The sequence below is a fragment of the Alteromonas aestuariivivens genome (assembly GCF_003367475.1).
In the GTDB taxonomy this organism is placed as follows: domain Bacteria; phylum Pseudomonadota; class Gammaproteobacteria; order Enterobacterales; family Alteromonadaceae; genus Alteromonas; species Alteromonas aestuariivivens.
This window is the reverse complement of record NZ_QRHA01000001.1, coordinates 475,764-501,664: the sequence shown is the minus strand read 5'-3', so window position 1 is coordinate 501,664 and position 25,901 is coordinate 475,764. Positions and strand designations below refer to the sequence as shown.

Genomic DNA, 25,901 nt, shown 5'->3' with positions numbered 1-25,901 from the left:
GGTTCCTCCCGAACCGGATAACGTTCAGCACTTGGGCAATAAACGCTAACAGCTCCGCCGCAACCCTTTGACTGCGTTTACGACTTTTCCAATTGCACAGTCGATATCTGACCCGGTGGTGAAACGCCCGACACTGAAACGAATACCGCTGTGCGCCAGTTCAGCTTCCCGCCCCAGCGCTTTAAGCACAAAAGACGGTTCCAGACTGGCCGCATTGCAGGCTGAACCGGAAGATACCGCAATATCGCCAAGTGCCATCATCAGGCTCTCTCCGTCCACCCCGGCAAAACTCACGTTGAGGTTATTGTATATGCGCTGTTGCGGGTGACCATTCAGCACCACCCCATCGAGCTGCTGCAGACCACTCCACAGTTTGTCACGCAAGCCACGCAGTCGTTCGGACTCCTGTGCCATATATTGCCCGGCCAGCGCAAACGCTTCACCCAGCCCAACCAGTTGGTGGGTAGGCAAGGTACCTGAACGCATCCCACGCTCATGCCCGCCGCCATGAAGCTGGGCACTAAGATGCACTTTAGGGCGACGACGCACATACAAAGCACCAACCCCTTTCGGGCCGTAAATTTTATGCGCCGAGAAAGACATCAAATCAACATTGAGCTCATTCAGGTCTATTGGCAACTTGCCCGCGCTTTGCGCTGCATCGACATGAAAAAGCACACCCCTTTCCCGACACAGTTCGCCAATGGCGGCAATATCCTGAATAACGCCAATTTCATTGTTTACGTGCATCAGTGAAACCAGAATGGTATCCGGGCGAATGGCCTGTGCAACCTGGCGTGGATCTATCAGCCCCTCGGAATCTACTGGCAGATAGGTCACATCAAAACCTTTAGTTTGCAGGTAGGCGCAGCTGTCCAGCACCGCCTTGTGTTCCGTATTGGCGGTAACAATGTGTTTGCCTTTGTCACAATAGCGCTCGGCCACACCCTTAATCGCCAGATTGTCAGACTCTGTCGCCCCCGAGGTAAACACGATTTCACGGGGGTCACAGTTAACCAGTTCGGCAACCTGGCTACGGGCCACATCCACGGCTTCTTCGGCCAGCCAGCCGGCACGATAGGTTCGGGATGCAGGGTTTCCGAAGTTACCGTCGATGGTCAGGCAAGCCATCATTTTATCGGCAACTCTTGGGTCAACCGGCGTCGTAGCAGCGTAATCGAGATATATGGAATTACTCATTGTTAAAGTCACTTTAAAGCTGAATGCTGACTTCGATATCCTGAATGGCCTGATTGATGGCCTTGTTTTTATCCTGGCGCCCGGCTACGTCCTGTACATCACGCTTAGCCATTAGTTCACCCAATGTAATTGAGTCCAGAAACGCACTGATGCGATCGCTCAAATCCTGCCATAAGCTGTGGGTTAAGCAACGTTCACCACGCTGGCAGTCCGCATGGCCCTGACACCGGGTGGCATCAACCAGTTCGTCCACTGCGCGAATGACTTCACCAACCGCAATTTTTTCAGCTTCCCGACCTAGCAGATAGCCACCACCCGGACCACGCACACTATCAACCAGTTGCTCTTTTCGAAGGCGGGAAAACAGTTGCTCAAGATAAGACAGGGAAATTTCCTGGCGCTCCGATATGTCCGCCAGTGGCACCGGACCTCGGGTAGAATGGAGTGCAACGTCCAGCATTGCAGTAACTGCATAGCGCCCTTTTGAGGTTAATTTCATGGTTCTTTCCTGCCATCCAAAAACTGGCGGAATTGTTCCATACCCGACTAAAATGGTCAAGTATAAGACCCTTGAATTTAGTCAGGTATTATTCCAGTGTCTGCACGATTTTTCGAGGAACTTTGCCTGTGGGAGACCCGCCTGTGTTGGGGTCATATTTTGGGATCGTAGTTTTCCGGGGCTTCCCTGACCGACTCTGGCACTACAGGAGACAAGCCTGTATCGATAAAGTCCTCTGCCGACAAACTGTGCAGATTATCACTACAGACGTCCCCTCCCAGAGTTTGTATGACCTTGCACATTTCCTCTACTTTGGCGTCCATCGCATGCATGTGCTCAAGCATTACGCCCATGGCATTGGCAACCGGGTCAGGATTGTCCGGCGAAACTGCATACGCATCGAAACCGTACTTGCGGGCAATTTTATTTCGCTGCTCTGACTGCAGCACCCCATCTCCTTTAGATGGCGAGGTAACAATGATCCGGCCAGGTATACCTACCACGGTAGCGCCTGCAGGAGCGTCTTTTACTACCACAGAATTGGAACCAACCTTAGCCCCCTCACCAATCTCAATCGGGCCAAGCACCTTTGCCCCGGCACCGATAACCACATTATTGCGCAAGGTCGGATGGCGCTTGCCGGCTTTCCAGCTGGTGCCACCCAGGGTAACCCCATGGTAGAGTGTGACATCGTCGCCTACTTCAGCGGTTTCGCCAATTACCACCCCCATGCCGTGATCAATGAAAAAACGGCGCCCCAGCGTTGCTCCCGGGTGAATTTCGATACCGGTTAACCAGCGACTGAAAGTAGACAGACTGCGCGCCAGCCACTTCCAGTTATGACGCCATAATTTGTTGCTCAGGCGATGCAACCATACTGCATGCAAGCCCGGATAGTTTGTCAGAACCTCAAACGTATTGCGTGCAGCGGGATCCCGATGAAAAACCGCCGCAATGTCCTCTTTCATACGTTCAAACACGATGGCTTACTCTTTGATGGATTTATCAACAGACGACAGAATACCACGCAATATATTCAATTCCTGCGCCTCCGGCCGGGCACGATTAAACAGCCGTCGTAACTTGGTCATCACCACACCGGGATGATTTTTGACAATAAAATTGGTGTTTTGCAGGGTGCTTTCAAGGTGCGTATAGAATCGTTCAAGATCATCGCTCAGCGGGTATTCAGGTACCGATTCACCGCCCTGCTCACCGGCCTCCAAATAGGCCATGCGGATTTCGTAGCACAATGTTTGCACTGCCGCAGCCAGATTCAGTGAACTGTATTCAGGATTCGCCGGTATGCACACGTGAAAATGACACTGCTGCAACTCTTCATTGGTTAACCCGTTGTTTTCACGTCCAAACACCAGAGCCACCGGATAATTGGCGACCTCAGCTATCATCTTGCGACCGCAACTTCTGGGTTCCAGCATTGGCCAGGAGTGGGTGCGGGAACGGGCTGATGTACCGACTACCAGGCCACAATCCGCCACTGCTTCCTGCAAGGTTGCCACCGTTTTGGCGCTGGCCAGTACATCACCGGCACCGGCAGCCAGGGCACTGGACTTTCCGTCCGGAGCCTGTACCGGATCGACCAGATACAGGTTACTGAGTCCCATGGTTTTCATGGCCCGGGCCGCTGAGCCAATGTTGCCGGTATGAGAAGTATTGACCAGCACAATTCGAATTTGGTTGAGCATAAGATATGGATGTATCGCATTCTGGATGGCTGCGGATAATAGCACAATCCACCTTAAGGAGGCTATTTCAGCAGGGGCAAATCCCGAGCAAGTCAGTAACTTATGAGCACGGCCCGATTTTGCGATTGCATATTTTTTCCCCTTTGTTAAACTTCGCGCGTTTTTCGACGCAATGAACCTGGCTATTTTAGGGGTTCGCGTCATTTTCTGATCTTTTACAATTGGTGGTAACCATGCATCCGATGCTGAATATTGCGGTGCGCGCTGCGCGCGTGGCCGGTACAATCATTGTCCGCGGTTTTGAAAACCGTGACGATCTGGTCAAAGAATCCAAAGCGGCCAACGACTACGTCACGCAAATCGACAAAGAGGCCGAAAAAGCCATTATTCACAAAATTCAGCAGTCTTACCCAAACCACACATTTTTGGGTGAAGAAAGCGGAGAAACGTCAGGCAGCGAAAGCGATTTCCAGTGGATCATCGACCCTCTGGACGGTACCACCAATTTTATCAAAGGCATTCCACATTTTGCCGTGTCCATTGCTCTGCTTTACAAGGGGCGCCTTGATCAGGCTGTGGTCTTTGACCCCATTCGTGGCGAGCTGTTCACTGCAAGCCGTGGAAACGGTGCCCAATTAAATGGCTACCGCATTCGTGTTACCAAGCCACGGGACCTGAGCGAGACGGTTCTGGCCACAGGCACTCCATTTAAAAACAAAAACCAGTTCGGCGAATTCGCCCTGAGCCTGAACAAAATTTTCCATGAATGTGGTGATGTTCGCCGGGCTGGCAGCGCAGCATTGGATTTGGCCTATGTAGCCGCTGGCCGCTATGACGGGTACTGGGAACGCGGCATTAAAGCATGGGATATCGCAGCCGGAGAACTTCTGGTGCGCGAAGCCGGTGGTCTGGTTACCGATTTCACCGGTGGCAACGACCCCCTGTTTAAAGGTGAGGTTGTGGCCGGCAGCGTTAAGGTATTACAAGGTTTGGTTAAACACCTTAAGTAATACAATGCGCTCCTTGGGAGCGCGTCCCCCCTCCGAATGTCTAAACTGACAGCCTTTTAATGTTCTATCCAAATCTTTTGGATACCGAGGTAATAAAAAATCCGGTGACAGGCACCGGATTTTTTTGAACTTTAGAAACACTCAAAGTCACGGAAGTGGATCAAGATCCTCACCTTCCTTCTCTACCTGCACAGGCATCAGGTCTTCCTTGCTTATGCCCAGGGCTAATGCCACAGAGCTGGCAATGTACACAGAAGAATAGGTTCCCACCACTACACCAAACAGCAATGCAGTTGCAAAACCGTGGATCAGGGCCCCACCTTTAAAGAACAATGCTACCAAAACCAATACCGTGGTTAATGAGGTGATGATGGTGCGGTTGAGTGTTTGTGTAAGGGAAATGTTGATGATTTCAACCGGCTCACCCTTACGGATTTTACGGAAATTTTCCCGGATACGGTCTGACACCACGATAGTATCGTTGAGCGAGTAACCGATCACCGCCAGCACCGCTGCCAGAACCGTCAGGTCGAATTCCAGTTGCAGCACAGAGAATAACCCAAGCGTGAGGATCACGTCGTGTACCAGAGCCGCGACCGACCCCAGTGCGAAACGCCATTCAAAGCGCATTGCCACATAGACCAGAATACAAATCAGGGCTACCAGCATTGCCAGCCCGCCCTGTTCAGTAAGTTCATCGCCAACGTTGGGGCCAACAAATTCAATGCGTCGCATATCAACATCACTGCTGTCCGCACGTAATGCATTGAGTACCTGGTCACCAATGGTATTGGCATTCACGCCGTCACGGGGCGCAATGCGAATAAGCACATCCTGACTGCTGCCAAAATTCTGGACTATGGCGTCCTCAAAATCTGCCGAGCCCAGAGCCTGACGGATTTCACTCAGATTAGCTGGCTGTGCGTAGCCCACTTCAATAAGGGTTCCGCCAGTAAAATCCAGCCCCCAGTTGAGTTTGTTCACGCCCAGCGACACCAGCGAGCCCAGCATCAAAACGGTCGACAGTACCAGCGCGGGAATGCGCAGGCCCATAAAGTTGACGGTGTCGGATAATTTCAATAATTGCATGATATCGCCTCTCAAATCGCCAACTTATTTACTTTACGCCCACCCCATACAGCATTCACAACCACACGGGTGACCAGAATGGCAGTAAACATGGAGGTAGCAATACCAATCATCAGCGTTATCGAGAAACCTTTGATCGGCCCGGTACCCACTGCAAACAAAATCAGGCCTGCAATAAATGTAGTGATGTTGGCATCAAGTATGGTTGAAAAGGCACTGTCGTAACCAAGATGGATAGCCTGCTGCGGGCTTCGGCCATCGCGCAGCTCCTCACGGATACGCTCGAATATCAGTACATTGGCGTCCACTGCCATACCCACGGTTAACACAATGCCCGCCATCCCCGGCAAAGTCAGGGTGGCCCCCGGGATCATCGACATAATTCCCACAATCATCACCAGGTTGGTAACCAGCGCAATGTTGGCAACCACACCAAATGCCTTGTAATAAATCAGCATAAATACCAACACCGCTGCCAGACCCCACATAATGGCCTGCATACCCAGTTCGATGTTTTCCTGACCCAGGCTTGGCCCCACGGTGCGTTCTTCTACGATTTGAATTGGCGCAATCAGTGCTCCGGCACGCAACAGCAAAGACAAATCCCGGGCTTCCTTGGGGGAATCTATACCTGTGATTTGGAACTTGCTGCCCAGCTGAGCACGAATGGTTGCGACATTAATGACTTCCTCATGGCGCTCAAACACCAGCTTGCCATCTTCGTTGCGCTCTCCGGTGGCCTTGTATTCAATGAAAACCGTTGCCATGGGCTTGCCGATGTTACCGCGAGTGGCGCGGGACATCTTGTTACCGCCCTCCGAATCCAGCGTAATGCTTACGTTCGGCAGGCCATACTCATCAACCCCACTGTTGGCATCGATAATGTGGTTACCGGTCAGCATGATACGCTTTTCAAGCAACTGCGGCATACCGTTGCGATCTTCAATCACCTGTGAACCTGGAGGTACCCGACCGTTAACGGCATCGCGTACATCGTTGTCCTGGTCCAGCATGCGGAATTCAAGGGTGGCAGTAGCGTTGAGGATTTCTTTCGCCCGCGCGGTGTCCTGAATACCCGGCAGTTGCACTACAATGCGGTCTGCGCCCTGCTTCTGAACAAGAGGTTCCGCCACGCCCAACTGGTTAACCCGGTTACGGATGATGGTGATGTTCTGCTTAACCGCGTAATCGCGGATTTCCTGCAATTTTGATTCTGAGAACGTAGCCCGTAACACCAATCCATCCATCTCGGCATAGGTCAGATCGCGATTACGGTTGCGCAGGAAAAACTCCGCCTTTTCAAGCGTTTCCTGATCACGGAATGTGATGTCCAGGTGCCCGTCGCGCTCACTCACTGAGCGGTAACGCAGTTTTTCTTCACGCAATGCTGTACGAAAATCGTTTTCTGCGTCTTCCAGTGATTTTTCAATCACCTCAGTCATGTCCACTTCCATGAGGAAGTGCACACCACCACGCAAATCAAGGCCAAGCTTCATTGGGCTACCACCCAGATCTTCAAGCCATTGGGGGGTGTCCGGGGCCAGGTTCATGGCGACAAAATAATCCTGCCCCAGAGCCTGCTCGAGGCTTTCTCGGGCCAGTAACTGGGAATCGGAGTCGTTTACACGAACCAGAATTTGTTCATCTTCAAATTCAACCCGCTTAACGCCGATATTGTGTTGTTGCAGGGTCTGTTCAACCTGCCCGACCATGTCGGCAGTAACAGTGGCATTGCGGCCTGCGGAAATTTGTATGGCGTGATCTTCACCATATAAGTTTGGAAGGGCATACAGGGTGCACAGGCCAATAAGCACCACCACTGTCAGGATCTTCCAGATGGAGTTCTGATTTAACACGGGGTCATTCCTTGTTGCCGACCGGAAGCACCCCGGCCGGCCAAAACACTTAGATGGACTTCATGGTGCCTTTGGGCAACACAGCAGTAACGGCGGATTTCTGGATAACAATGTTGTTGCTTTCGTTCAGTGAAACTTCAACAAAATCTTTCTCTTCGGAAACTTTGGTGATCCGGCCAACCAGACCACCCTGGGTTAACACTTCGTCACCTTTGCTCAGGGACGAAACCAGAGCCTTGTGTTCCTTAACGCGCTTGGCCTGTGGGCGGTACAGCAAAAAGTAAAAGATCAGACCGAACACTGCCAGCATGATCAGCATTTCAAATCCACCGCCCTGTTGTGTGCCACCAGCGGATTGTGCGTAAGCGTTCGAGATAAATAAGCTCATTGGTTTTCCTCTTTGATTTTCTTTGTAATTATAACGCCGGTACTGGCATATCTTTTTGTGCGTAGAAGGTCTTTACAAACTCATCCAGCTCGCCTGCAGCGATGGCATCCCGCAATCCTTGCATTACCCGCTGGTAATATCTGAGATTGTGAATGGTATTGAGTCTGGCTCCCAGTATCTCATTGCACTTGTCTAAGTGATGGAGATATGACCGGGAATAATTTTTACAAGTGTAACAATCACAATTTTCATCCAGCGGAGAGGTGTCGTTGCGATGTTTGGCATTGCGGATTTTAATTACCCCTTCAGTAACAAACAGGTGGCCGTTGCGTGCATTGCGGGTTGGCATTACACAATCAAACATATCAATACCCCGACGCACTGCCTCAACAATGTCTTCGGGTTTACCCACGCCCATCAGATATCGGGGCTTGTCTGCAGGAATTTGTGGCGCGGTGTGCTGAATGATGCGGATCATGTCTTCTTTCGGCTCACCAACCGACAGACCGCCAATGGCATAACCGTCAAACCCTATCTCTTCCAGGCCGGCCAGCGAAATATCCCGCAGGTCTTCATACATTCCCCCCTGGATGATACCGAACAGGGCTGAGGGATTTTCACCGTGCGCATCTTTGCTGCGTTTGGCCCAACGCAGTGACATTTCCATCGACAGCCTTGCTTCCTGCTCGGTGGCAGGGTAAGGCGTACATTCATCAAAAATCATCACGATGTCAGAGCCGAGATCGCGCTGCACTTCCATAGACTTTTCTGGAGTCAGCAAGATCTTCTCTCCATTGATGGGCGAGCGGAACGTCACCCCTTCTTCGGTGATCTTACGCAGATCTCCAAGGCTAAATACCTGAAAACCACCAGAATCGGTGAGTATGGGCTTGTCCCAGTGCATGAAGTCGTGCAAATCACCGTGCTGGCGAATAATGCCGGTTCCCGGGCGCAACATCAGGTGAAAGGTGTTGCCAAGGCAAATATGGGCACCGCTGTCGGCCAGTTCTTCCGGAGTCATTCCCTTTACGGTTCCATAGGTGCCCACAGGCATAAAGGCTGGGGTTTCGACTACGCCCCGTTCGAAGACCAGGCGGCCGCGTCGGGCAGCGCCATCGGTATTTAACAACTCAAATTGCATGAAAATGGCTTTCCAAAGGTTGAGCGCCAGGGGCTGATTGCGAACACTTCGCGCAATTGTAACCGCCGGAGCCATGAATAAATAAAATTGGTCGCGATTATACCAGTTCCAGCACGCAGATCACCCATTGAACAAAAAACCTGTGTCATGAGTATAAATCCCGATAATTTTCTGACGGCTTCCACCCAGTTGCTATACTGAGCAGAAGTCTGAAGCTGATAAAGACTCCGTTTTCTTTCAATATCCTGCGTTACGGTCTCAAGGAGACATCACAATGCATTATCGGAAATTGCGGCTCCTCTCCCCTCACAAATTTTTCTCGCTGCTGTTTGCCCTGCTGCTCACCGCAGCCCTGACAGGCTGCGAAAAGCAGGAAACCCCCAAGGTGGTTTCAGCGCCTCCATCGGTCAGCGTATTCACCATTGCTGCCCAGGAAATTGGCACCTACCGAGAGTATGTTGCGCGCACCGAAGCGTCCAAACAAACTGACATTATCGCCCGGGTTGAGGGAGAACTAGTCGAGCGACATTTTCAGGAGGGGGATTATGTAGACGAAGGTCAGTTGTTGCTCAACATCAACCCCATCGAATTTCGCTCTACCGTTGCAGAGGCCGAGGCCACGCTGAACAGCCGCATTATTGAAGTTGAAAGCGCAGAACGGGACTTAAAACGTGGGCGCGAAATCGCTGGAGAAGGGTTTATTTCTGCCGCAGATCTCGATCGCCTCGAATCCCGCGCTTCACAGGCCAAGGCCGGGGTCGAAGCCGCCAAGGCGGCACTGGCGAAAGCGCGTCTGGATTTGGAATACACTGAAATCCGTGCGCCCTTTGCCGGGCGAATTGGCCGCCTCGCCTACGACATCGGCAGCTATGTTGGGCCATCCAGTGGTGTACTTGCCGAACTGACCGCCATCGACCCGATTTTTGTAAATTTCCAGATTGAAGAAGTGGATTATATAAACTACGTGCAACACCATCAGGATGAAGCTACCGGCATCAAGGATCCTCCTTTCGACCTGACCGTAGCATTGCCAAACGGCACCCGACTGGATGTGAAAGGAAAACTGAATTTTTCCGATACCAAAATTAATCAGGGAACGGGTACCGTTGACCTTAGGGCCGAGTTCCCGAATCCGAACGGGCTGGCCGTACCCGGCATGTTTGTTACTCTGATAGTGGAAAGCCAGGTCAAAGATTCCCAACCTATTGTCCCTCAGATGGCCGTTCAAAACAGTCAGCAGGGTTACTTTGTGCTCGTGGTCAATGAACAAAATGAGGTGGCCACCCGAATTGTCACTCTGGGTCGAAGAGTTCATGCCATGTGGGTGGTCGAGTCCGGGTTGGAAGCCAATGAACGCGTAATCATAGAAGGCCTGCAAAAGGTTCGCCCCGGCACGGTAGTCGTGCCTGTGGAGAAAAAAGTAGACCCCATTACCGGTGCGGTATCCGAAATTAACAGCTAACCGAGGTCGCCATGATAAGCCAAACGTTTATAGAGCGCCCAAAGTTCGCGCTGGTGATTTCAATTGTTATCACGCTGGCCGGGCTGATTGCGCTAATCCAGTTGCCGGTGAACAAATACCCGGAAGTCACCCCACCGCAAGTTAGGATCACGACCACCTTTCCAGGCGCTTCAGCCCAGGTAGTGGAAGAGTCGGTCATCCGGCCCATCGAGGAACAGGTCAATGGGGTGGAAGACATGATGTACATCACTTCACGGGCAAGCTTTAACGGTGTGGCAGTGATCAACGTAGTGTTCAAAGTTGGTACCGACAGCGACATAGCCCAGGTAAACGTGCAAAACCGGGTTGCCCTGGCCGAACCGCGCCTGCCTCCTGAGGTAAAAAAGCAAGGCATCTCAGTTAAAAAACGCTCAAGCAACATGCTGCTTGGCGTCAATCTGTTTTCTGATCGTGAAAACATGAATTCCATTTACCTGAGCAACTACGCCACTAACTTTTTGACTGAACCTCTGGGCCGTTTGCCCGGCGTTGCCGAAGCCAAAGTCATGAGCAATCAGCAGTATTCCATGCGGATTTGGTTAAACCCCGAGCGCATGCAGGCCCTGAGCCTGACCGTTGCCGATTTGCAGGCCGCTCTGAATGAACAAAACGTGATAGTTGCCGCAGGAAAGCTGGGGTCCCCGCCCACTCCCGAAAGCCAGCAGTTTCAGTACACCATCCAGGCCCAGGGGCGGCTCGACTCAGTCGAGGAATTTGAAGATATCATCGTCCGGGCCAACCCGGACGGTAACTTTGTCCGTCTGGGTGACATTGCCGACATCGAGATCGGCGCCTACAACTACGGCATCACTTCCAAACTCAACAAGCAGGACACCGCGTTTCTGGTCATATACCAGTTGCCCGACGCCAATGCCACGGAAGTGGCCAAACTGGTTAAGGCGCGGATGAAGGAACTGGCGGCCAACTTCCCAGACGGACTCGAGTACACCATTCCCTATGACAGCACCACCTTTATTGAGGTGTCCATAGAAGAAGTGGTGCACACACTGTACGAAGCAATCATCCTGGTTATTCTGGTGGTTTTCCTGTTCCTGCAAAACTGGCGTGCAACATTAATCCCCTGTATCGCAATTCCGGTTTCTCTGATCGGCACCTTCGCCTTCATGCTGGCAATGGACTACTCAATAAACACCATCACGCTTTTTGGACTGGTGCTCGCCATTGGGATAGTGGTAGACGACGCCATCATAGTAATTGAGAACGTGGAGCGACTGGTTCACGAGAACCCCACTCAACCCATGGCTCAAACCGTCAGTCAGGCAATGAAAGAAGTTAGTGGACCGGTGATTGCTACCACGTCAGTGTTGCTGGCGGTGTTTGTTCCGGTCTCCTTTATGCCGGGCCTGACCGGAGAACTGTATAAACAGTTTTCCATTACCATTTCAATTGCCGTACTGATTTCCGCCGTCAATGCACTTACTCTGAGCCCTGCCCTGTGCGTTATGATTCTGAGCGAAAAAACCCTTAAGCCAATGGCGTGGTTGCGGCCGCTGGAGAAATTCATTCATGCGCTGACAGGCAAATATACCTCAGTGGTAAAAGTGCTGCTGCGCCGCGCGGCCATCTTCACCATTCTGGTGGTTGTCATCTTCGGAGGGACCGGCTGGCTTTCCACCCAGGTACCTACTGGATTTATTCCGGACGAGGACCAGGGCTTTTTCTTTGTCGATGTACAGCTCCCGGATGCCGCTTCTGCCAACCGCACCAACCGGGTGATGGAGAAAATTGCTGATATTGTGCTGGAAGAACCCTCAGTTACCGATTTCATCTCAGTTGCCGGTGTCTCGCTGCTGGCTGGCGACGGCTCCAACAACGGTCTGGGTGTTGTGGTTCTGAAAGACTGGGAGGAACGCCTCGATCCGGCTGAATCTCTGCCACAGATTATTGGCCGGCTGCAAAGCCGAACCTGGGCACTGTCTGAAGCGTCTATTATGATGTTTAACCCGCCCGCCATAGCCGGCCTTGGCACCAGTTCCGGGTTCGACTACCGATTGCAGGATACTGAAGGACGTTCTCCTTCAGAGTTAGCCCAGGTTATGAATGGTCTGATATACGAAGCCAATGACCGGCCGGAATTAACCCGGGTTTTCAGTAACTATCGCGCCAATGTCCCTCAATACATGCTTGAGGTGGACCGCAACAAAGCCAAAGCACAGGGAGTCGCGCTCACCGACATTTACGCGACCTTGCAGACTCAACTCGGGGCCCTGTACGTGAACGATTTCAATCTTTACGGCCGGACATACCGGGTAATGTTGCAGGCCGCTCCTGAATTCCGCCTGCAACCGGCCGACCTGCAAAATTACTTTGTACGCAACAGCAATGGTGACATGGTCCCCATCACCAGCCTGGCAAAACTTGAACCAATACTTGGCCCTACCGCCATCAACCACTTTAACCTGTATCGCAACGCAGCAATCAAGGGTGAGCCCAGTCCGGGCTACTCCAGCGGCGACGCCATTCGCGTCATGCAGGAGCTCTCTGCTCAGTTACCTGCGGGCTACACCTTCGAATGGGCAGGGCAATCCAAGCAGGAACTGGAAGCCGGTAATCTGGCACCAATTCTGTTTGGCCTGTCGGTGATATTTGTTTACCTGTTTCTGGTCGCATTGTACGAAAGCTGGTTAATTCCCTTTGCGGTGATCCTGGCCGTACCCCTGGCGGTGTTCGGTGCCATGCTGGCGCTCTATTTCACCGGGCTGCCGAATGACATTTACGCCCAGGTAGGTCTGGTGTTGTTGATTGCCATGTCGACTAAAACTGCCATACTGATTGTGGAGTTTGCCATGATGCAGCGCAAGGCAGGCATAAGCGTGTTCGAATCGGCGCTCACAGCAGCAAAACTGCGCTTCAGAGCCGTATTAATGACGTCACTGGCGTTTGTATTCGGTGTATTGCCACTGGTTATCGCAACCGGCGCGGGCGCGGGTAGCCGGGTGGCTTTGGGAGTCCCGGTAATGGCCGGCATGATCTCGGTCACTATTCTCAGTACACTGCTGGTGCCGCTCTATTATCTGCTGTTTCAATCGTTGCGTGAGTGGCTGAAAAAAGACAAAGCCGCTGCAACTGAATGATGCAATTAGCTGCTCTCAAAGCCCGCTAATGTGGGCTTTGGATCAGGCCTTTTCAATAAACATGCTGTCGCCATAACTGAAGAAGCGATATTCCTGCTCGATCGCCTGCTGATAGGCCGCCATTACCTTTTCCCGCCCGGCAAAGGCGCTGATTAGCATCATCAGTGTTGATTCAGGCAAATGGAAATTGGTGAACATGGCATCCACCACTTTAAAACGAAAACCCGGGTAAATGAAAATGTCGGTATCGGCAAAAAACGGCAGTAAGGGTTTATCACTGTTCTCTGCAGCTACCGCGGCTGATTCCAGTGAACGAACTGACGTAGTCCCCACGGCAATTACCCGCTTACCAGCGGCTTTGGTAGCCAGTATGGCGTCCACCACCTCCTGCCCCACCTCTGCATATTCGGCATGCATTTTATGCTCTTTTATGTTGTCTACCCGCACTGGCTGGAACGTACCCGCCCCGACATGCAAAGTAACAAACGCCAGATTCACGCCTTTTTTTCGTAATGCGGTAAGAATATCATCATCAAAATGCAAGCCCGCCGTAGGCGCAGCTACAGCTCCGGGTTTTTGATTGTAAACCGTTTGATAGCGTTCCTTGTCCGAACCTTCGTCAGGCCGGTCAATGTAAGGGGGCAACGGCATATGTCCGAAAGACTCCAGAATCGACAGCACCGGTGCGTCCCCGTCAAACTGCAAATGGAAAAGAGCTTCCTGACGCCCCAGCACAGTCACATCTACCTGCTGCTCAAGAATCAGTTTTGTCCCCGGTTTAGGTGCCTTACTGGCCCGCACGTGTGCCAGCACCGAATCGTCCGGCAGAATACGTTCAACCAATACTTCCACCTGCCCCCCTGTAGCCTTATTACCCAGCAAGCGTGCCGGTATCACCCGGGTGTTATTAAAAACCAGCAGATCCCCTTCCTCTACCAGTTCGAGCATATCGGTAAACTGGCGGTGAAAAACATCACCTGTTGCGCCATTCAGATGCAACAGGCGGCTGGCGGTGCGCTTTTCAGTGGGGTATTTGGCAATAAGATGTTCAGGTAATTCGAAACTGAAGTCGCTTAATTTCATGATTTTCTTACTGATTTTAGTTCAATGGAACGGCCGGCTCCGGAACAGTCCGGTACTGGCGAAAAAACTCGCAGGATTTTACCCTATCGGAACAAAGAATGCCCGTGGAAGGCACAATGTTAGTTTACGAGTGCGTCAGGCATTCTGATCCAAATCGACCAGGATCTCCTCAATGCTCTCACAACTTACCGCCCGGGCATTCAACACCATCAGGATCTGCAGAAACAAATCCGCCCCCATAATGCCCTTATTCACTTTATTTCGCAGATTATCCGCACTTTGTACTATACCAATCTCCGCCAGCCGGTCACTGAGTGCCTGGTATTTTACCCCGCGCACCGACATTTCCGACTTAACGACACGTTGAACTACCTGACGCCAATTATTTCCACTCGCCATAAAATCACCATTTGTGAGTTATTTTTTACAAAAACACACTTATTTACACATTTGGAGTATTTGAATTATTGACGATAACCCCCATGTCTGTCTACACTGATTTTGCGATTGTTGGCGGGCCCGGCATTTTATCGCTACAGTGAGGCTCGACATGTTCGCTTCTAACGTAAAGGAGATAGGTTATGGTTTGGGATCTGACAAAATTGGAGTCCCTGTTAAAAGAGTATGACGATTTTGTCGTCACCCGCGAAGAAAACTGCCTGCTGATTGCCAATCAGGATGGTATTGATGCCTGGCTGGCAATTAGCGGGGAACAAATTTTGGTTGAAAGTCTGTTGTTCAGCGCTGCACAGGTAAAAGACAAAGCGGCACTGGACCACGAAATACTGTCAACCCACATGGTATTCCCCCTTACTACAGTGGGCATATCCAACATTGGCGGAGAGGAATACTACACGGCGTTTGGTGCTTTGAGCGCCCATTCAAAAGCCGAAACCATCGTCATTGAAGTGGAAACACTGTTTCAGAACGTAGCGTCCTTTCTGGATGCTTACGAACCCCATCTTAAATAACGGCAATCATCTGAGGAGAAGCCCATGTCTGTTTGGAAAAAACTCATCACTGCAGTAAAGGGTGGCGCCACTGAGGCAGCCGAAGCGGTTGCTGACAGCCAGGCCATCCGTATCCTGGAACAGGAAATTCGTGAAGCTAAGGAAGAATTGCGTAAGTCTGACCATGCCCGCACGCAGATCCTGGCCAAACGTAAACTGTCTGAACAAAAGATTGAAAGTTATAACACTTCCATAACGGAATACGAAAATCATGCCCGCAAAGCGATAGACACTGATCGCCAGCTGGCATTGGACTGTGCCCAGAAAGTCTCCGACCTCAAAGCGGAGCGTGAACAGGAACAAAACTACCTGGACCAGTTCCAGCAATCCGAAAAACAGCTGGCACACAATATTCAGCAGGCCAAAGCCAATCTGCGTCGTCTGGAGCAACAGGTAGATATGGTTAAAGCCACTGAAAGTGTGCAGAAGGCGCAGGTAGCCGTGTCATCCCGCCATATGGGTGCCAACAGCAAAATGAAAACTGCCACCGAATCACTGGCTCGCATTCAGGAAAAGCAGAAGCTGAAGAACGCAGAGTTGCAGGCAGCTGAGGAACTGGCAGCTGAAGATTCCAGCGGCGATCTCGAAAAGCGCCTGGCTGCGGCTGGCATCAAGGGCGGACAAAGCTCGGCTGATGACGAACTGAGCCGTATTCTGGGCAGTTAAGTTCCGTTCAGGGGGCAATGCCCCCTGATTTTTCATATTTGCCATCTCTTTGATAAAAAAGGCATACTGCTCAACTCCCGATAAACAGGGATTTTTAACGACGAGCGTGCTTGCACTATGACAACCTGGATCCGCATTCGAAAAATTGTGCAACGTTACTTTGCCGATTTACGCTGGTATACCATTGCACTAACCACTTTGTTTTATACCCTGAGCAGTTGGGGGTTGTTGTATCTGGCTGGTGAACAGGCGCTGGTATCACAAATCGATTTTATCTACTGGCTTGCAGTCACTGCTTCTACCGTAGGCTATGGTGATCTTTCTCCGGCAACGCCAGCCGGCAAAATGGTAGTGGCGTTTTACGTGATCCCGGCCGGATTGAGTATTTTTGCAACGGTAATTGGCCGCATCGCCGCCTGGGTGGGCGTACAGTGGCAGAAAGGATTAATGGGTATGACAAGTTTAAATGTAAAAAATCATATTCTGGTGATTGGCTGGAATGGGCAACGCACCATGTTATTGCTCAACCTGCTGTTAAAAGAGCGGGACGCACTGCCCAACAAACCTGATATTGTTCTTTGTGTCAGTGCCGACATCACCAACCCTATGCCTGGCAAAATCGAATTTGTGCATGTCAAATCTTTCAACAAAAATGAAGACATGGACAGGGCCTGCGTTGCCGATGCCGCAACCATACTCATTGATAATCCACAGGACGACGTCACACTCACCACCGCACTGTATTGCAGCAATCGTAACCCCGAGGCACATCAGGTGGCTTACTTCACCGACGACAGCCTGGTACCGCTGCTACAACAACACTGCCCGCAGGTTGAATGTACTCCGAGCGTAGCAGTAGAAATGCTGGCGAAAGCCGCATTTGACCCAGGCTCCAGCATGCTGCATCACGATTTGATCAGTGTGGATGAAGGCCAGGCCCAGTTCTCCGTTATCATACCGGAAGGCACTGCTCCCATACTGGCCGAGCGGCTGTTCATCAATATGAAGCGTTACTACAACGCCATTTTTATCGGTTATGCGCCAGGGGCTGCCTACAAGAAAATGGTGGTAAACCCCGCTATGGATGTAAAACTGTCACCCGGCGATTCGGTATTTTATATCGCAGACAAACGGTTCGGCCTGTTTGATTGGAGCCAACTGGGGGAATAATCATGTTCAGTAAACTGTTTGGAAAAAGCAAAAAACCTTCCGGCCCCAAGGCCCCCGAGGTAATGGGGTTGTATCTTGGCGGTTCCTTTGAACTGGATGATTTGAAGCTGCGCCTGCTGGAGCCGGAACTCACCATTTCCCAGGCCGCCCGTTCGCAACTCATTCAGGCAGTGGGGCAGGCACCGTTGGACACTGGCGGCACGCTGCTGCGTTTTTATACTGATGACGACGCTTTTTTGCAGGTTGTACTGGATGGCGGGCTGAGCGAAAACCACATTACCGATGTGAAGCTATGGCATTTTTACGAAACCAAGACAATCGGCAGCGATGCCCAGTGGAAGGAATGTTTAGCCTCTCTGATTTCACAGCCTACCTACCAGTTGGAAGGGCATACATACACCCGGGTGTGGAATGCAGTTGGCAATGACTCCCCACCTGTTGCGGTAACCGAAACCACGTATGAAGAAGACGGTGATATCAGCACCACCGATCAGTTTATGATGCTCTACGAGCGCCCTGTTTCCGGTGATCGAACTGAATCCCTGCTTATCGCAGGCGAGGAAAAAATCGTTGGTAATAACGCCGACCGTTGCCTGGTCATCAGCACCGGCTTTGACATACAACCCGCAGACATAACAATAAACGGATAGAGGACCCATAATGGATACAGTATTGAATTCTCTGGCAGGCCTGCAAAGCTTTGCTGTGTATTTTGGTATCTCGATTGTATTTTTATTTATTTTCAAGGTGGTTTACGCCTTTGTCACCCCCCACGACGAATGGAAGCTGGTAAAAGAAGAGAAAAATGTCTCGGCTGCGGTGGGTTTCGGCGGGGCGCTAATCGGCTTTGCCCTGGCGCTGTCCGGGGCAGCATCCAATTCGGTATCGATTATTGATTTTGCCATCTGGGGCCTGGTAGCGATGCTGGCGCAATCACTGGCATTTGCTCTGCTGCGTTTCACCTTTATGCCCAAAATAGCTGAGCGCATCAACAACAACGAGGTGTCTGCCGGGATCATGCTGGCCGCAATGTCCATCGCGGTAGGACTGCTGAACGCCGCCTGCATGACCTACTGATAAAGGGGTGTGGCAATGACGAATCAAAAACGTACCCGCTCCATCAACCTCGCGCAAATGCGCAAAGGTTTTGCCCTCAAACCTTTGTCCGTGGGCATTGCCGGTATATTGTTGTCTGCCTGTGCCGACGACCGCCAGGAAGCTAAAATTTACACCTCGCTGGAAGACTGTACCCGCGATAATCCGGGTGCTACAGCCCAGTGCGAAGCGGCCTATAAAACCGCTTTGGACGAAGCAGCCCGCACCAGCCCCCGTTTTAACAGCGAATACGATTGTGAATACGAGTTTGGTGCCAACCAGTGCCGACAGGCGGAATCCGGTGGCAGCAGCTTTTTTGTGCCCTTTATGGCCGGGTATATGGTCAGCAGCCTGCTATCGCCGAACCGATACTATTCCCAGCCCATTTATACCTCGTATTCACCCTATTCACCGTTCCGCTCACGCTGGATCAGCGCCGACGGCTATGTGTTTGACGGCGACATTCGCAAACGCGATTACCGGGTTTCTCCCGACGTTTACAAACCCAAACCCACCGTAAACCGCACCATCAACCGGGGCGGCTTCGGCAGCAGCGTGCGGGCCAAATCCAGCTGGGGCAGCAGCAGTCGTTCCGGTGGCTGGGGCGGCTAGCACATGCTGAGGGTGACCAGTATTCCCAGGCCTGACTGGAAGAAACAGGCGGCGAAATACGGCTTTCATTTTCATACCCTGTACGGTGAACCGTACTGGGATGAAAGTGCTTACTACCAGTTTACACTCAAGCAGATTGAACAGGATTTGGAAGACCCTACGGCAGAGTTGCACCAGATGTGCCTTGAGGTGGTGGACTGGGTAGTTCGCGACGAGCGCCTGTTAAAGCAATGCCAAATCCCTGAAGCGCACTGGGAAGCGGTGGCCAGTTCCTGGCACCAGCGCCAGCCCTCGCTGTATTCCCGTCTTGATTTGGTTTATTCCGGCCAGGGGCCAGCCAAACTGCTGGAAAACAACGCCGATACCCCTACTTCATTGTACGAATCCGGTTTCTGGCAGTGGTTGTGGCTAGAGCAACAAGTGGATACCGGGCACCTGCCACGCCAGGCAGATCAGTTTAATTCCCTGCAGGAAAAGCTTATTGCCCGTATGCAGGAAATCGCCCGTCATTACGGTATCAACCAAATGCATTTTGCCTGCTGCAAGGGCACCGAAGAAGACAGGGGCACAGTGCAATACCTTCAGGATTGTGCCATTGCCGCCGGGTTGCAAGCCGATTTTGTATTCATTGAAGATATCGGCCTGGCCGACACCGGCGTGTTTACCGATCTCAGTGATCACCCCATCACCGAGTGCTTTAAGCTGTACCCCTGGGAGTTCATGTTGCGGGAGGATTACGCTGATGCCTTGAAGGGTGCAGCAGTAAACTGGATTGAACCGCTCTGGAAAACCGTATTGTCGAACAAGGCGCTGCTGCCCCTGCTGTGGCAACGGTTCCCTAATCACCCTAACCTGTTGCCCGCGTTCTTTGAAAATGAGCTACCCGCTGCGTTGCCTGAAACCGGTTCTGGGCAATGGATCAAAAAACCGCTGTTTTCCCGTGAGGGAGCTAACATCAGCATGCTCAACAGTAAAGGGGAGCTGCAGAGTCAGTTATCAGATGGCCCCTATGGTGAAGAAGGCTTTATAATCCAAGCGTATGAACCACTCCCCCGGTTCGACGAAAATTACACGCTGATTGGCAGCTGGCTGGTCGACAACCAGCCAGCGGGCATTTCAATTCGGGAAGATACCTCCCCGATCACTCAGGACTTGTCCCGCTACCTGCCCCATATCATCGCCTGACAATCTAAAAACACCCTACTGCCGTGATGCCCAACGGCCAATCAGAGCGCGTTCCTCGTGGGTCATCCGGGTAAGATTGGCCAGAGGCATGTCTTTGCTGACCACTGCACGACTGTTTATCAGCGCAGCAAACTGCCTGGCCTGCGCAGGCGTATCCAGCACCAGCCCGGCCGGTGCGCTGTCAAACAGCTGTGAGCTGGGGTTTTCACTGTGGCACTCGGTGCAACGCTGCTCAATAATTTGCCACGCCCGCGAATCTGAAACGGGATCATCTGAAGCCGCGGAGCTTTGCTGCGACCAAGGCGCAATGGCGAGGATCACAACAAAAAATGCCCCGATACCACTCACCAGTACTGCGGGTTTGTAGATGCCACGGTTTTTCAAATTAAAGAAATGGCGGATCCACATGCCCACCACAAACAGTGCTATTAACACCAGCCAGGCCATTTCGTGAGCATAGGTAAAGGCAAAATGATTGCTGAGCATAATAAACAATATGGGCAGGGTCGCATAATTGTTGTGAATGGATACCTGCTTAGCCCGCAATGAGAACGATGGGTCCGGCTGTTTACCGCTGCTTATCATGTCCACCATGTGGCGCTGGCTTGGCATGATCACATGGAAAACATTGCCTGCCATACAGGTACCAATCAGTGCGCCGACATGAATATACACCGCCCGGTCTGAAAACAGATCATCGATACCCCAGGCCCACAGACTCAGCAACCCCAGTGCCACAACGGTAAACAAACGGCCACAACCGAGCAAAGGTGTTTTACACAACACGCGGTATATCAGGTAACCCAAGGCGATACTCAGCACCGAAAGGGTGATATCCCAGGCCTGCTGCAAAGCCGACTTGGAAGGGTCGATCAGGTACACATCTGCACCAACGTAGTACAGCAGGCTAAACAATAAGGCTCCGGATATCCAGGTGGTGTAGGCCTCCCATTTAAACCAGTGCAGACGCTCGGGCATCTGCCCCGGGCCGGACTGATACTTGGCTATTTCGTAAATGCCACCGGCATGAATGGCCCACAGGTCGCCACCGATACCCTGTTGCTGTTTCCACTGGGGTGGTTTAGTCAGGTTGTTGTCTAACCAGACAAAATAAAAAGACGCCCCTATCCAGGCGATCCCCGCCACAATGTGAAAAAAACGGAACACAAGGTGACTGACTTCAAACAAATAATTTTCCATTACATCCACTCATTACATACATGTACCGTACCCGTTTATGGCGCGGTGCGAGCTCGCGAATTGCACCGTAACAACCTAGGGCCTGTTGATCCTTGGTGTTCAATTTTGCAGTGAATTGTCGTGCATTTATGCAAGGCAGAGGCTGTGAAGTGCAGTCATCTGCATGAACAGCCACTAACGAAGTAGAAAAACGCGACAAACCCTGCCCTTCGGGTTCACTCTGAGTGCTTCCAGGGCTGCGTTGTTCGCTGACTAAGCTTCATGACTCTCGCCTTGCCCTGAAACCACACACAGAGAGAACAAATTTCGAACAACAAGGATAAACAGGCCCTAGCATTCCGTGGTGCGTCCAGTCGCTTCGGGGTTGTGAAGATGGGCCGCGGCCCACTGACGGGCTTCAGCTACCGCATTGAGTATGGCTTCCGGCGTGGCCGGCGTACTCAGTGAAGGCGCAAAGCGATAATCAGTCAAACTGGCGAGCGCGTTTCGTATTGCACTCCACACACTTATTCCCAGCATGAACGGAGGCTCCCCCACGGCTTTCGACTTAAATACGCTGGTTTCGGGGTTTTCGGAGTCATACAGACTGACATTAAACTCCGCCGGTGTATCGCCGATTGCCGGGATTTTGTAAGTCGCCGGCCCGGCACTGGCCAGCGAACCGTCTGCATTCCAGCGCAAATCTTCGGTAGTCAGCCACCCCATACCCTGAATGAAGCCCCCTTCAATCTGACCAATATCGATGGCCGGATTAATTGAATTGCCTACGTCATGCAATATGTCGACCCGGGTGACGGTGTTTTCGCCGGTCAGCAAATCAATCTCAACTTCGCTAAGCGCCACGCCGTGGGAGAAGTAAAAGAACGGATGGCCTTCGGCTTTATCCCGGTCATAATGAACTTTGGGTGTGGCGTAGAAGCCGCTTTCCGATAGAGAGATTCGGTTTACATAAGCCAGTTGCGCCAGTTCAGAAAAATCCATTTCTCCCCCTGCAAAGTAAACCCGGCTACTTTCAAAGCGAACGCTGTCTGCTGGAACCCTGTGGTGGTCAGCCAGAAATTCCACCAGACGCTGTCTGATGGTGTTAGCCGCATTGAGGGCCGCCATGCCATTCAAATCTGTTCCACTGGACGCAGCCGTCGGAGAACTGTTAGGCACCTTGTCGGTACGGGTTGCGTTGACCAGTATCAATTCGGCATCTATGGAAAAGACCTGTGCAACAATTTGCGCAATCTTGGTATTCAGCCCCTGGCCCATTTCGGTACCACCGTGGTTGACATGTACAGAACCATCGGAATACACCAGCACCAGCGCGCCCGCCTGATTAAGATGCTGCAGGGTGAAGGAAATACCAAATTTCACCGGTGTCAGCGACAGGCCCTTTTTGATCAAAGGTGACAGCTGATTGAACATAGTAATAGCTTCCCGGCGCTGCCAGTAACGTGCCTCGCTTTCAACCTGGGCAATCATGTCAGCCATCACAAACTGCTCAATCCGCTGCCGATAGGGTGTTAAATCCCGCCCCGGCCGGTAAAGATTGCGCTTGCGCACCTTGAGTGGGTCAATACCCAGATGATAGGCAATGTCATCAACAATCTGCTCTGCTGCCATCATACCCTGCGGCCCACCAAAGCCGCGAAATGCAGTATGGCTGACGGTATTCACGCGGCAGCGGTTGCCATTGATGCGGGCATTAGGGTAGTGATAGGCGTTGTCGGCGTGAAACAGCGCCCGGTCTACGATGGCGTCAGACAAATCCGCCGAATAACCACAATACCCGTTCAGTTCAATGTCTACCGCTTCAATCAACCCAGTTTCATCGACCCCCACCTGATAGCGGTTGAAAAACGGGTGTCGCTTACCGGTAATTCTGAAATCGTCCCCGCGGGCAAGGCGGATCCGAACGGTTTTACCGGTCACGTGTGCCGCCACCGCCGCCATACACGCCCAAGCGGCAGCCTGGGTTTCCTTGCCGCCAAACCCGCCGCCCATGCGGCGCATTTCCACGGTTACATAGTTAAACGGGCGATTCAGGACCTTGGCGACCAGGTGCTGGATCTCCGCCGGGTTTTGGGTTGAGCACTGCACAAACATGCCACCATCTTCGGTGGGTGACGCTATGCTGATCTGGCCCTCAAGGTAAAAATGCTCTTGCCCGCCAATGTGCATTTGCCCGGAAATACAATGACGGGCATTGACAAGCGCCTGTTGCACATTGCCCTGTTCCAAGGCATGGGGAGGCCGCACCCAATCCTGCTGCTTGATGGCCTGGTGAATATCCAGTTGCGCTGGGCTTACCTCATATTCCACCTGCACCGCTCTGGCGGCTTTGCGGGCCTGCTCATAACTGGTGGCGACGATCAGTAACAATGGCTGGCTGTGAAACTCAACGTTCTGCTCAGCGAATAATGGGTCACCCTTAAACACTGGCCCTACATCATTCAGGCCGGGCACATCAGCGGCGGTAATAATGCGTACCACCCCGGGCATTACTGTAGCTGCGGAAGTGTCCATCGTCACAATGCGGCCGCAGGTAACACCCGCAAGTACCGGGTAACCAAACAAGCCATCCACCGGCGGCGATTTATCGTCCAGATAGGTTGCCGAACCGCACACCTGCTTGATGGCACTTTCGTGGGGAATGGAACGGCCCACCTGGGCCATCGCTTTGGCAGAATGTTCAATTTTAAAGTGCCGCATGCTGGATCCTCGTGACCGGAGAAGGATTGACATTGTCAATGCGGGCCTGCTGTTCAAACCAGATTCGGGTAAACAGATTGCGGCTTACCTGCAATCGGTACTCCGCGGAGGCCCTGACATCAGACAGTGGAGAAAAATCCTGCTGGATATGTTCGCCAGCCGATTTAAGGGTATTCAAAGACCATGGCTGCCCCTCCAACGCCAATTCAGTATGATGCGCTCTGGCGGGCACTGCAGCCATACCACCAAACGCACAGCGGGCGTTTTGAATCTGCTGATGTTCCAACTCAAAGGCAGCCACCAGACACACCGCCGAAATGTCATCCTCAATGCGTTTGGAAATTTTATGGCAGGCCAGGTGCAATCCGTCCGGACGTAGTGGCAAATGGAAACCAACAATCACTTCGTCATCTGCCAATTCGGTTTTCCGGTAGTCAACAAAGAACTGTTCCAATGGCATTCGCCGGCTACCGCGCAGGCTCTGAACTTCAATCTGTGCCTGCAAGGCAATCAGAAGCGGTGCAGGATCACCAATCGGAGAAGCATTGCCGATACTGCCCCCCAGTGTACCGCCGTTACGAACCTGACAGGATCCCAATCGTTCAAACAACTCCCGGGTCTCCGGATAAATAGAGCAGAAGTCGCCCACAAGCTCACCGTACGTCAGAGCAGAGCCAATAAAAGTGCCTGTATCCGTGTGTGTGAAGCGTTTCAGGGCCGTACACTGACTGACCGAAATTAAGGGCTCCGCACACTTCAACTGCTGACTGTATTCCAGCGAAAGATCCGTCCCTCCTGCGACAAAACGAGCGTCAGGGTAATCGTGTTTAAGCTGCAAAAGTTGCCCGAGATCCTGTGGCAGAAAAAAGCAGTGGCTCCCACTGGTTAATGAAGGAACCTCAGTATGTTTATCCAGTCGTTCGAGCAATTGTGCTGGCGCCAGCCAGTCTGAGCTGACTCTGGGGTAAGCAAAACATCGTTGAGCTGCATTCAGAATGGGTTGATAACCGGTACACCGACACAAATTACCGCCCAATGCATGGATGACCGTGCGCTTACCCGGATACTGTGAATGGTTGAGGTACAACGCCAGCAAGCTCATTACAAAACCGGGAGTGCAGAAACCGCACTGGGAGCCGTGACATTCCACTAGGGCCCGTTGCACCGGGTGCAGGTCATCAAAAGCCTGTGCAGCAGGGCTTAACGCCTCTATCGTGACCAAGTGCCTGGCGTGCAAATTACCGATTAGCATCAGACAGGCGTTGACACTCCTATAATGCCATTCACCATTCTGGTACTCTCCTACCACCACCGTGCAGGCACCACAATCACCTGATGCACAGCCTTCTTTTGTGCCGGTTTTCCCCTGGTGAATACGCAGCCAATCCAGAATGCTTAGATTTGGTGCAGCAGTGGTCAGCTCGATGTATTCATCATTGAGCATAAACTGAATCAAATGCTCTCCTCCTATGCCATCAAACACTAATAAACAACAAGTCAGGTCAAAATGGACGGCATCCATTAATTAAAACCCGTTCAGATGGTCGGGTTCCTGCACAGTTCGTACCAAGCTGACCATTCGGTCAATATAATGACTTAAAACATCCATACCATCCATCAAGCAAAGTACAAAAATCCTAAAAATAACTGCAGTTACCTAAACCACTTCTTAACCTTCATTGAGGAAGGAATCAA

23 protein-coding genes are annotated in these 25,901 nt (G+C 51.9%); 10 read left to right on the top strand and 13 right to left on the bottom strand.

Annotated features, from left to right (window positions below; genetic code table 11):
• Positions 1–45: 45 nt before the first annotated feature.
• From DXV75_RS02075 to trmJ, 4 genes are all read right to left on the bottom strand, one after another.
• Positions 46–1,200, bottom strand: coding sequence for an IscS subfamily cysteine desulfurase (locus DXV75_RS02075; RefSeq protein ID WP_115591557.1), 1,155 nt, complete (start codon positions 1,198–1,200; stop codon positions 46–48).
• A gap of 13 nt (positions 1,201–1,213) precedes the next feature.
• On the bottom strand, positions 1,214–1,699 hold the full coding sequence (gene iscR, locus DXV75_RS02070) for a Fe-S cluster assembly transcriptional regulator IscR (RefSeq protein WP_115591556.1): 486 nt from the start codon (positions 1,697–1,699) through the stop codon (positions 1,214–1,216).
• A gap of 152 nt (positions 1,700–1,851) precedes the next feature.
• Positions 1,852–2,679: a serine O-acetyltransferase gene (cysE, locus tag DXV75_RS02065; protein ID WP_115591555.1), complete on the bottom strand. Its 828-nt coding sequence runs from the start codon at positions 2,677–2,679 to the stop codon at positions 1,852–1,854.
• Positions 2,680–2,685: 6 nt separating this feature from the next.
• Positions 2,686–3,405 (bottom strand): tRNA (cytosine(32)/uridine(32)-2'-O)-methyltransferase TrmJ, encoded by a 720-nt coding sequence (gene trmJ / locus DXV75_RS02060; protein ID WP_115591554.1) that lies wholly within the window; start codon positions 3,403–3,405, stop codon positions 2,686–2,688.
• 233 nt (positions 3,406–3,638) lie between these two features.
• On the opposite strand from trmJ, the gene suhB reads away from it, so the two are divergent.
• Positions 3,639–4,415 carry an inositol-1-monophosphatase gene (gene suhB / locus DXV75_RS02055; protein WP_115591553.1) on the top strand — a complete coding sequence of 259 codons (777 nt, stop codon included), beginning with the start codon at positions 3,639–3,641 and terminating at the stop codon, positions 4,413–4,415.
• 147 nt (positions 4,416–4,562) lie between these two features.
• Here the strand turns inward: suhB and secF are convergent, their stop codons facing one another.
• From secF to tgt, 4 genes are read right to left on the bottom strand one after another with little or no spacing between them, the layout of a single operon-like run.
• Positions 4,563–5,504 (bottom strand): protein translocase subunit SecF, encoded by a 942-nt coding sequence (secF, locus tag DXV75_RS02050; protein ID WP_115591552.1) that lies wholly within the window; start codon positions 5,502–5,504, stop codon positions 4,563–4,565.
• A gap of 11 nt (positions 5,505–5,515) precedes the next feature.
• Positions 5,516–7,360, bottom strand: coding sequence for a protein translocase subunit SecD (secD, locus tag DXV75_RS02045; protein WP_115591551.1), 1,845 nt, complete (start codon positions 7,358–7,360; stop codon positions 5,516–5,518).
• 49 nt (positions 7,361–7,409) lie between these two features.
• Positions 7,410–7,748: a preprotein translocase subunit YajC gene (gene yajC, locus DXV75_RS02040; protein WP_115591550.1), complete on the bottom strand. Its 339-nt coding sequence runs from the start codon at positions 7,746–7,748 to the stop codon at positions 7,410–7,412.
• Positions 7,749–7,776: 28 nt separating this feature from the next.
• Complete coding sequence (tgt, locus tag DXV75_RS02035; protein ID WP_115591747.1) at positions 7,777–8,889, bottom strand: tRNA guanosine(34) transglycosylase Tgt; 1,113 nt, start codon at positions 8,887–8,889, stop codon at positions 7,777–7,779.
• A gap of 274 nt (positions 8,890–9,163) precedes the next feature.
• Between tgt and DXV75_RS02030 the strand changes: the two genes are divergently transcribed.
• Together DXV75_RS02030 and DXV75_RS02025 are read left to right on the top strand one after the other, a co-directional pair.
• Positions 9,164–10,351 carry an efflux RND transporter periplasmic adaptor subunit gene (locus DXV75_RS02030; protein ID WP_115591549.1) on the top strand — a complete coding sequence of 396 codons (1,188 nt, stop codon included), beginning with the start codon at positions 9,164–9,166 and terminating at the stop codon, positions 10,349–10,351.
• An 11-nt stretch (positions 10,352–10,362) separates the two neighbouring features.
• A complete protein-coding gene (locus tag DXV75_RS02025; RefSeq protein WP_115591548.1) occupies positions 10,363–13,485 on the top strand; it encodes an efflux RND transporter permease subunit in 3,123 nt (1,040 codons plus the stop codon).
• A gap of 42 nt (positions 13,486–13,527) precedes the next feature.
• Here DXV75_RS02025 and queA read toward each other — a convergent pair whose 3' ends face one another.
• Complete coding sequence (gene queA, locus DXV75_RS02020) at positions 13,528–14,568, bottom strand: tRNA preQ1(34) S-adenosylmethionine ribosyltransferase-isomerase QueA (RefSeq protein WP_115591547.1); 1,041 nt, start codon at positions 14,566–14,568, stop codon at positions 13,528–13,530.
• A 135-nt stretch (positions 14,569–14,703) separates the two neighbouring features.
• On the bottom strand, positions 14,704–14,967 hold the full coding sequence (locus DXV75_RS02015; RefSeq protein ID WP_115591546.1) for a DUF6471 domain-containing protein: 264 nt from the start codon (positions 14,965–14,967) through the stop codon (positions 14,704–14,706).
• Between the two features lie 182 nt (positions 14,968–15,149).
• Here DXV75_RS02015 and DXV75_RS02010 point away from each other — a divergent pair, with 182 nt between their 5' ends.
• From DXV75_RS02010 to DXV75_RS01980, 7 genes are all read left to right on the top strand, one after another.
• On the top strand, positions 15,150–15,539 hold the full coding sequence (locus DXV75_RS02010) for a DUF2170 family protein (RefSeq protein WP_115591545.1): 390 nt from the start codon (positions 15,150–15,152) through the stop codon (positions 15,537–15,539).
• A gap of 24 nt (positions 15,540–15,563) precedes the next feature.
• Positions 15,564–16,244, top strand: a complete 681-nt coding sequence (locus tag DXV75_RS02005; protein ID WP_115591544.1) for a PspA/IM30 family protein — start codon at positions 15,564–15,566, stop codon at positions 16,242–16,244.
• Positions 16,245–16,361: 117 nt separating this feature from the next.
• Entirely contained in the window at positions 16,362–17,414 is a 1,053-nt protein-coding gene (locus DXV75_RS02000; RefSeq protein WP_115591543.1) for a potassium channel family protein, read from the top strand.
• A 2-nt stretch (positions 17,415–17,416) separates the two neighbouring features.
• The gene (locus DXV75_RS01995; protein WP_115591542.1) at positions 17,417–18,064 is read left to right on the top strand and encodes a YjfK family protein; all 648 of its coding nucleotides are present in this window, start codon (positions 17,417–17,419) and stop codon (positions 18,062–18,064) included.
• Between the two features lie 10 nt (positions 18,065–18,074).
• Positions 18,075–18,491, top strand: a complete 417-nt coding sequence (locus DXV75_RS01990; protein WP_115591541.1) for a DUF350 domain-containing protein — start codon at positions 18,075–18,077, stop codon at positions 18,489–18,491.
• Positions 18,492–18,506: 15 nt separating this feature from the next.
• The gene (locus DXV75_RS01985; protein ID WP_115591540.1) at positions 18,507–19,121 is read left to right on the top strand and encodes a DUF1190 family protein; all 615 of its coding nucleotides are present in this window, start codon (positions 18,507–18,509) and stop codon (positions 19,119–19,121) included.
• A gap of 3 nt (positions 19,122–19,124) precedes the next feature.
• Positions 19,125–20,306 (top strand): glutathionylspermidine synthase family protein, encoded by a 1,182-nt coding sequence (locus DXV75_RS01980; protein ID WP_115591539.1) that lies wholly within the window; start codon positions 19,125–19,127, stop codon positions 20,304–20,306.
• A 15-nt stretch (positions 20,307–20,321) separates the two neighbouring features.
• On the opposite strand, the gene DXV75_RS01975 is transcribed toward DXV75_RS01980, so the two are convergent.
• The 3 genes from DXV75_RS01975 to xdhA all read right to left on the bottom strand — a co-directional run bounded on the left by DXV75_RS01975 (position 20,322) and on the right by xdhA (position 25,662).
• Positions 20,322–21,506, bottom strand: a complete 1,185-nt coding sequence (locus DXV75_RS01975; protein WP_115591538.1) for a urate hydroxylase PuuD — start codon at positions 21,504–21,506, stop codon at positions 20,322–20,324.
• 330 nt (positions 21,507–21,836) lie between these two features.
• Positions 21,837–24,206 (bottom strand): xanthine dehydrogenase molybdopterin binding subunit, encoded by a 2,370-nt coding sequence (gene xdhB, locus DXV75_RS01970; RefSeq protein ID WP_115591537.1) that lies wholly within the window; start codon positions 24,204–24,206, stop codon positions 21,837–21,839.
• Positions 24,193–25,662 carry a xanthine dehydrogenase small subunit gene (gene xdhA, locus DXV75_RS01965; RefSeq protein WP_115591746.1) on the bottom strand — a complete coding sequence of 490 codons (1,470 nt, stop codon included), beginning with the start codon at positions 25,660–25,662 and terminating at the stop codon, positions 24,193–24,195. Before xdhA ends, xdhB begins: the two co-directional genes overlap by 14 nt.
• Between the last annotated feature and the right edge of the window lie 239 nt (positions 25,663–25,901).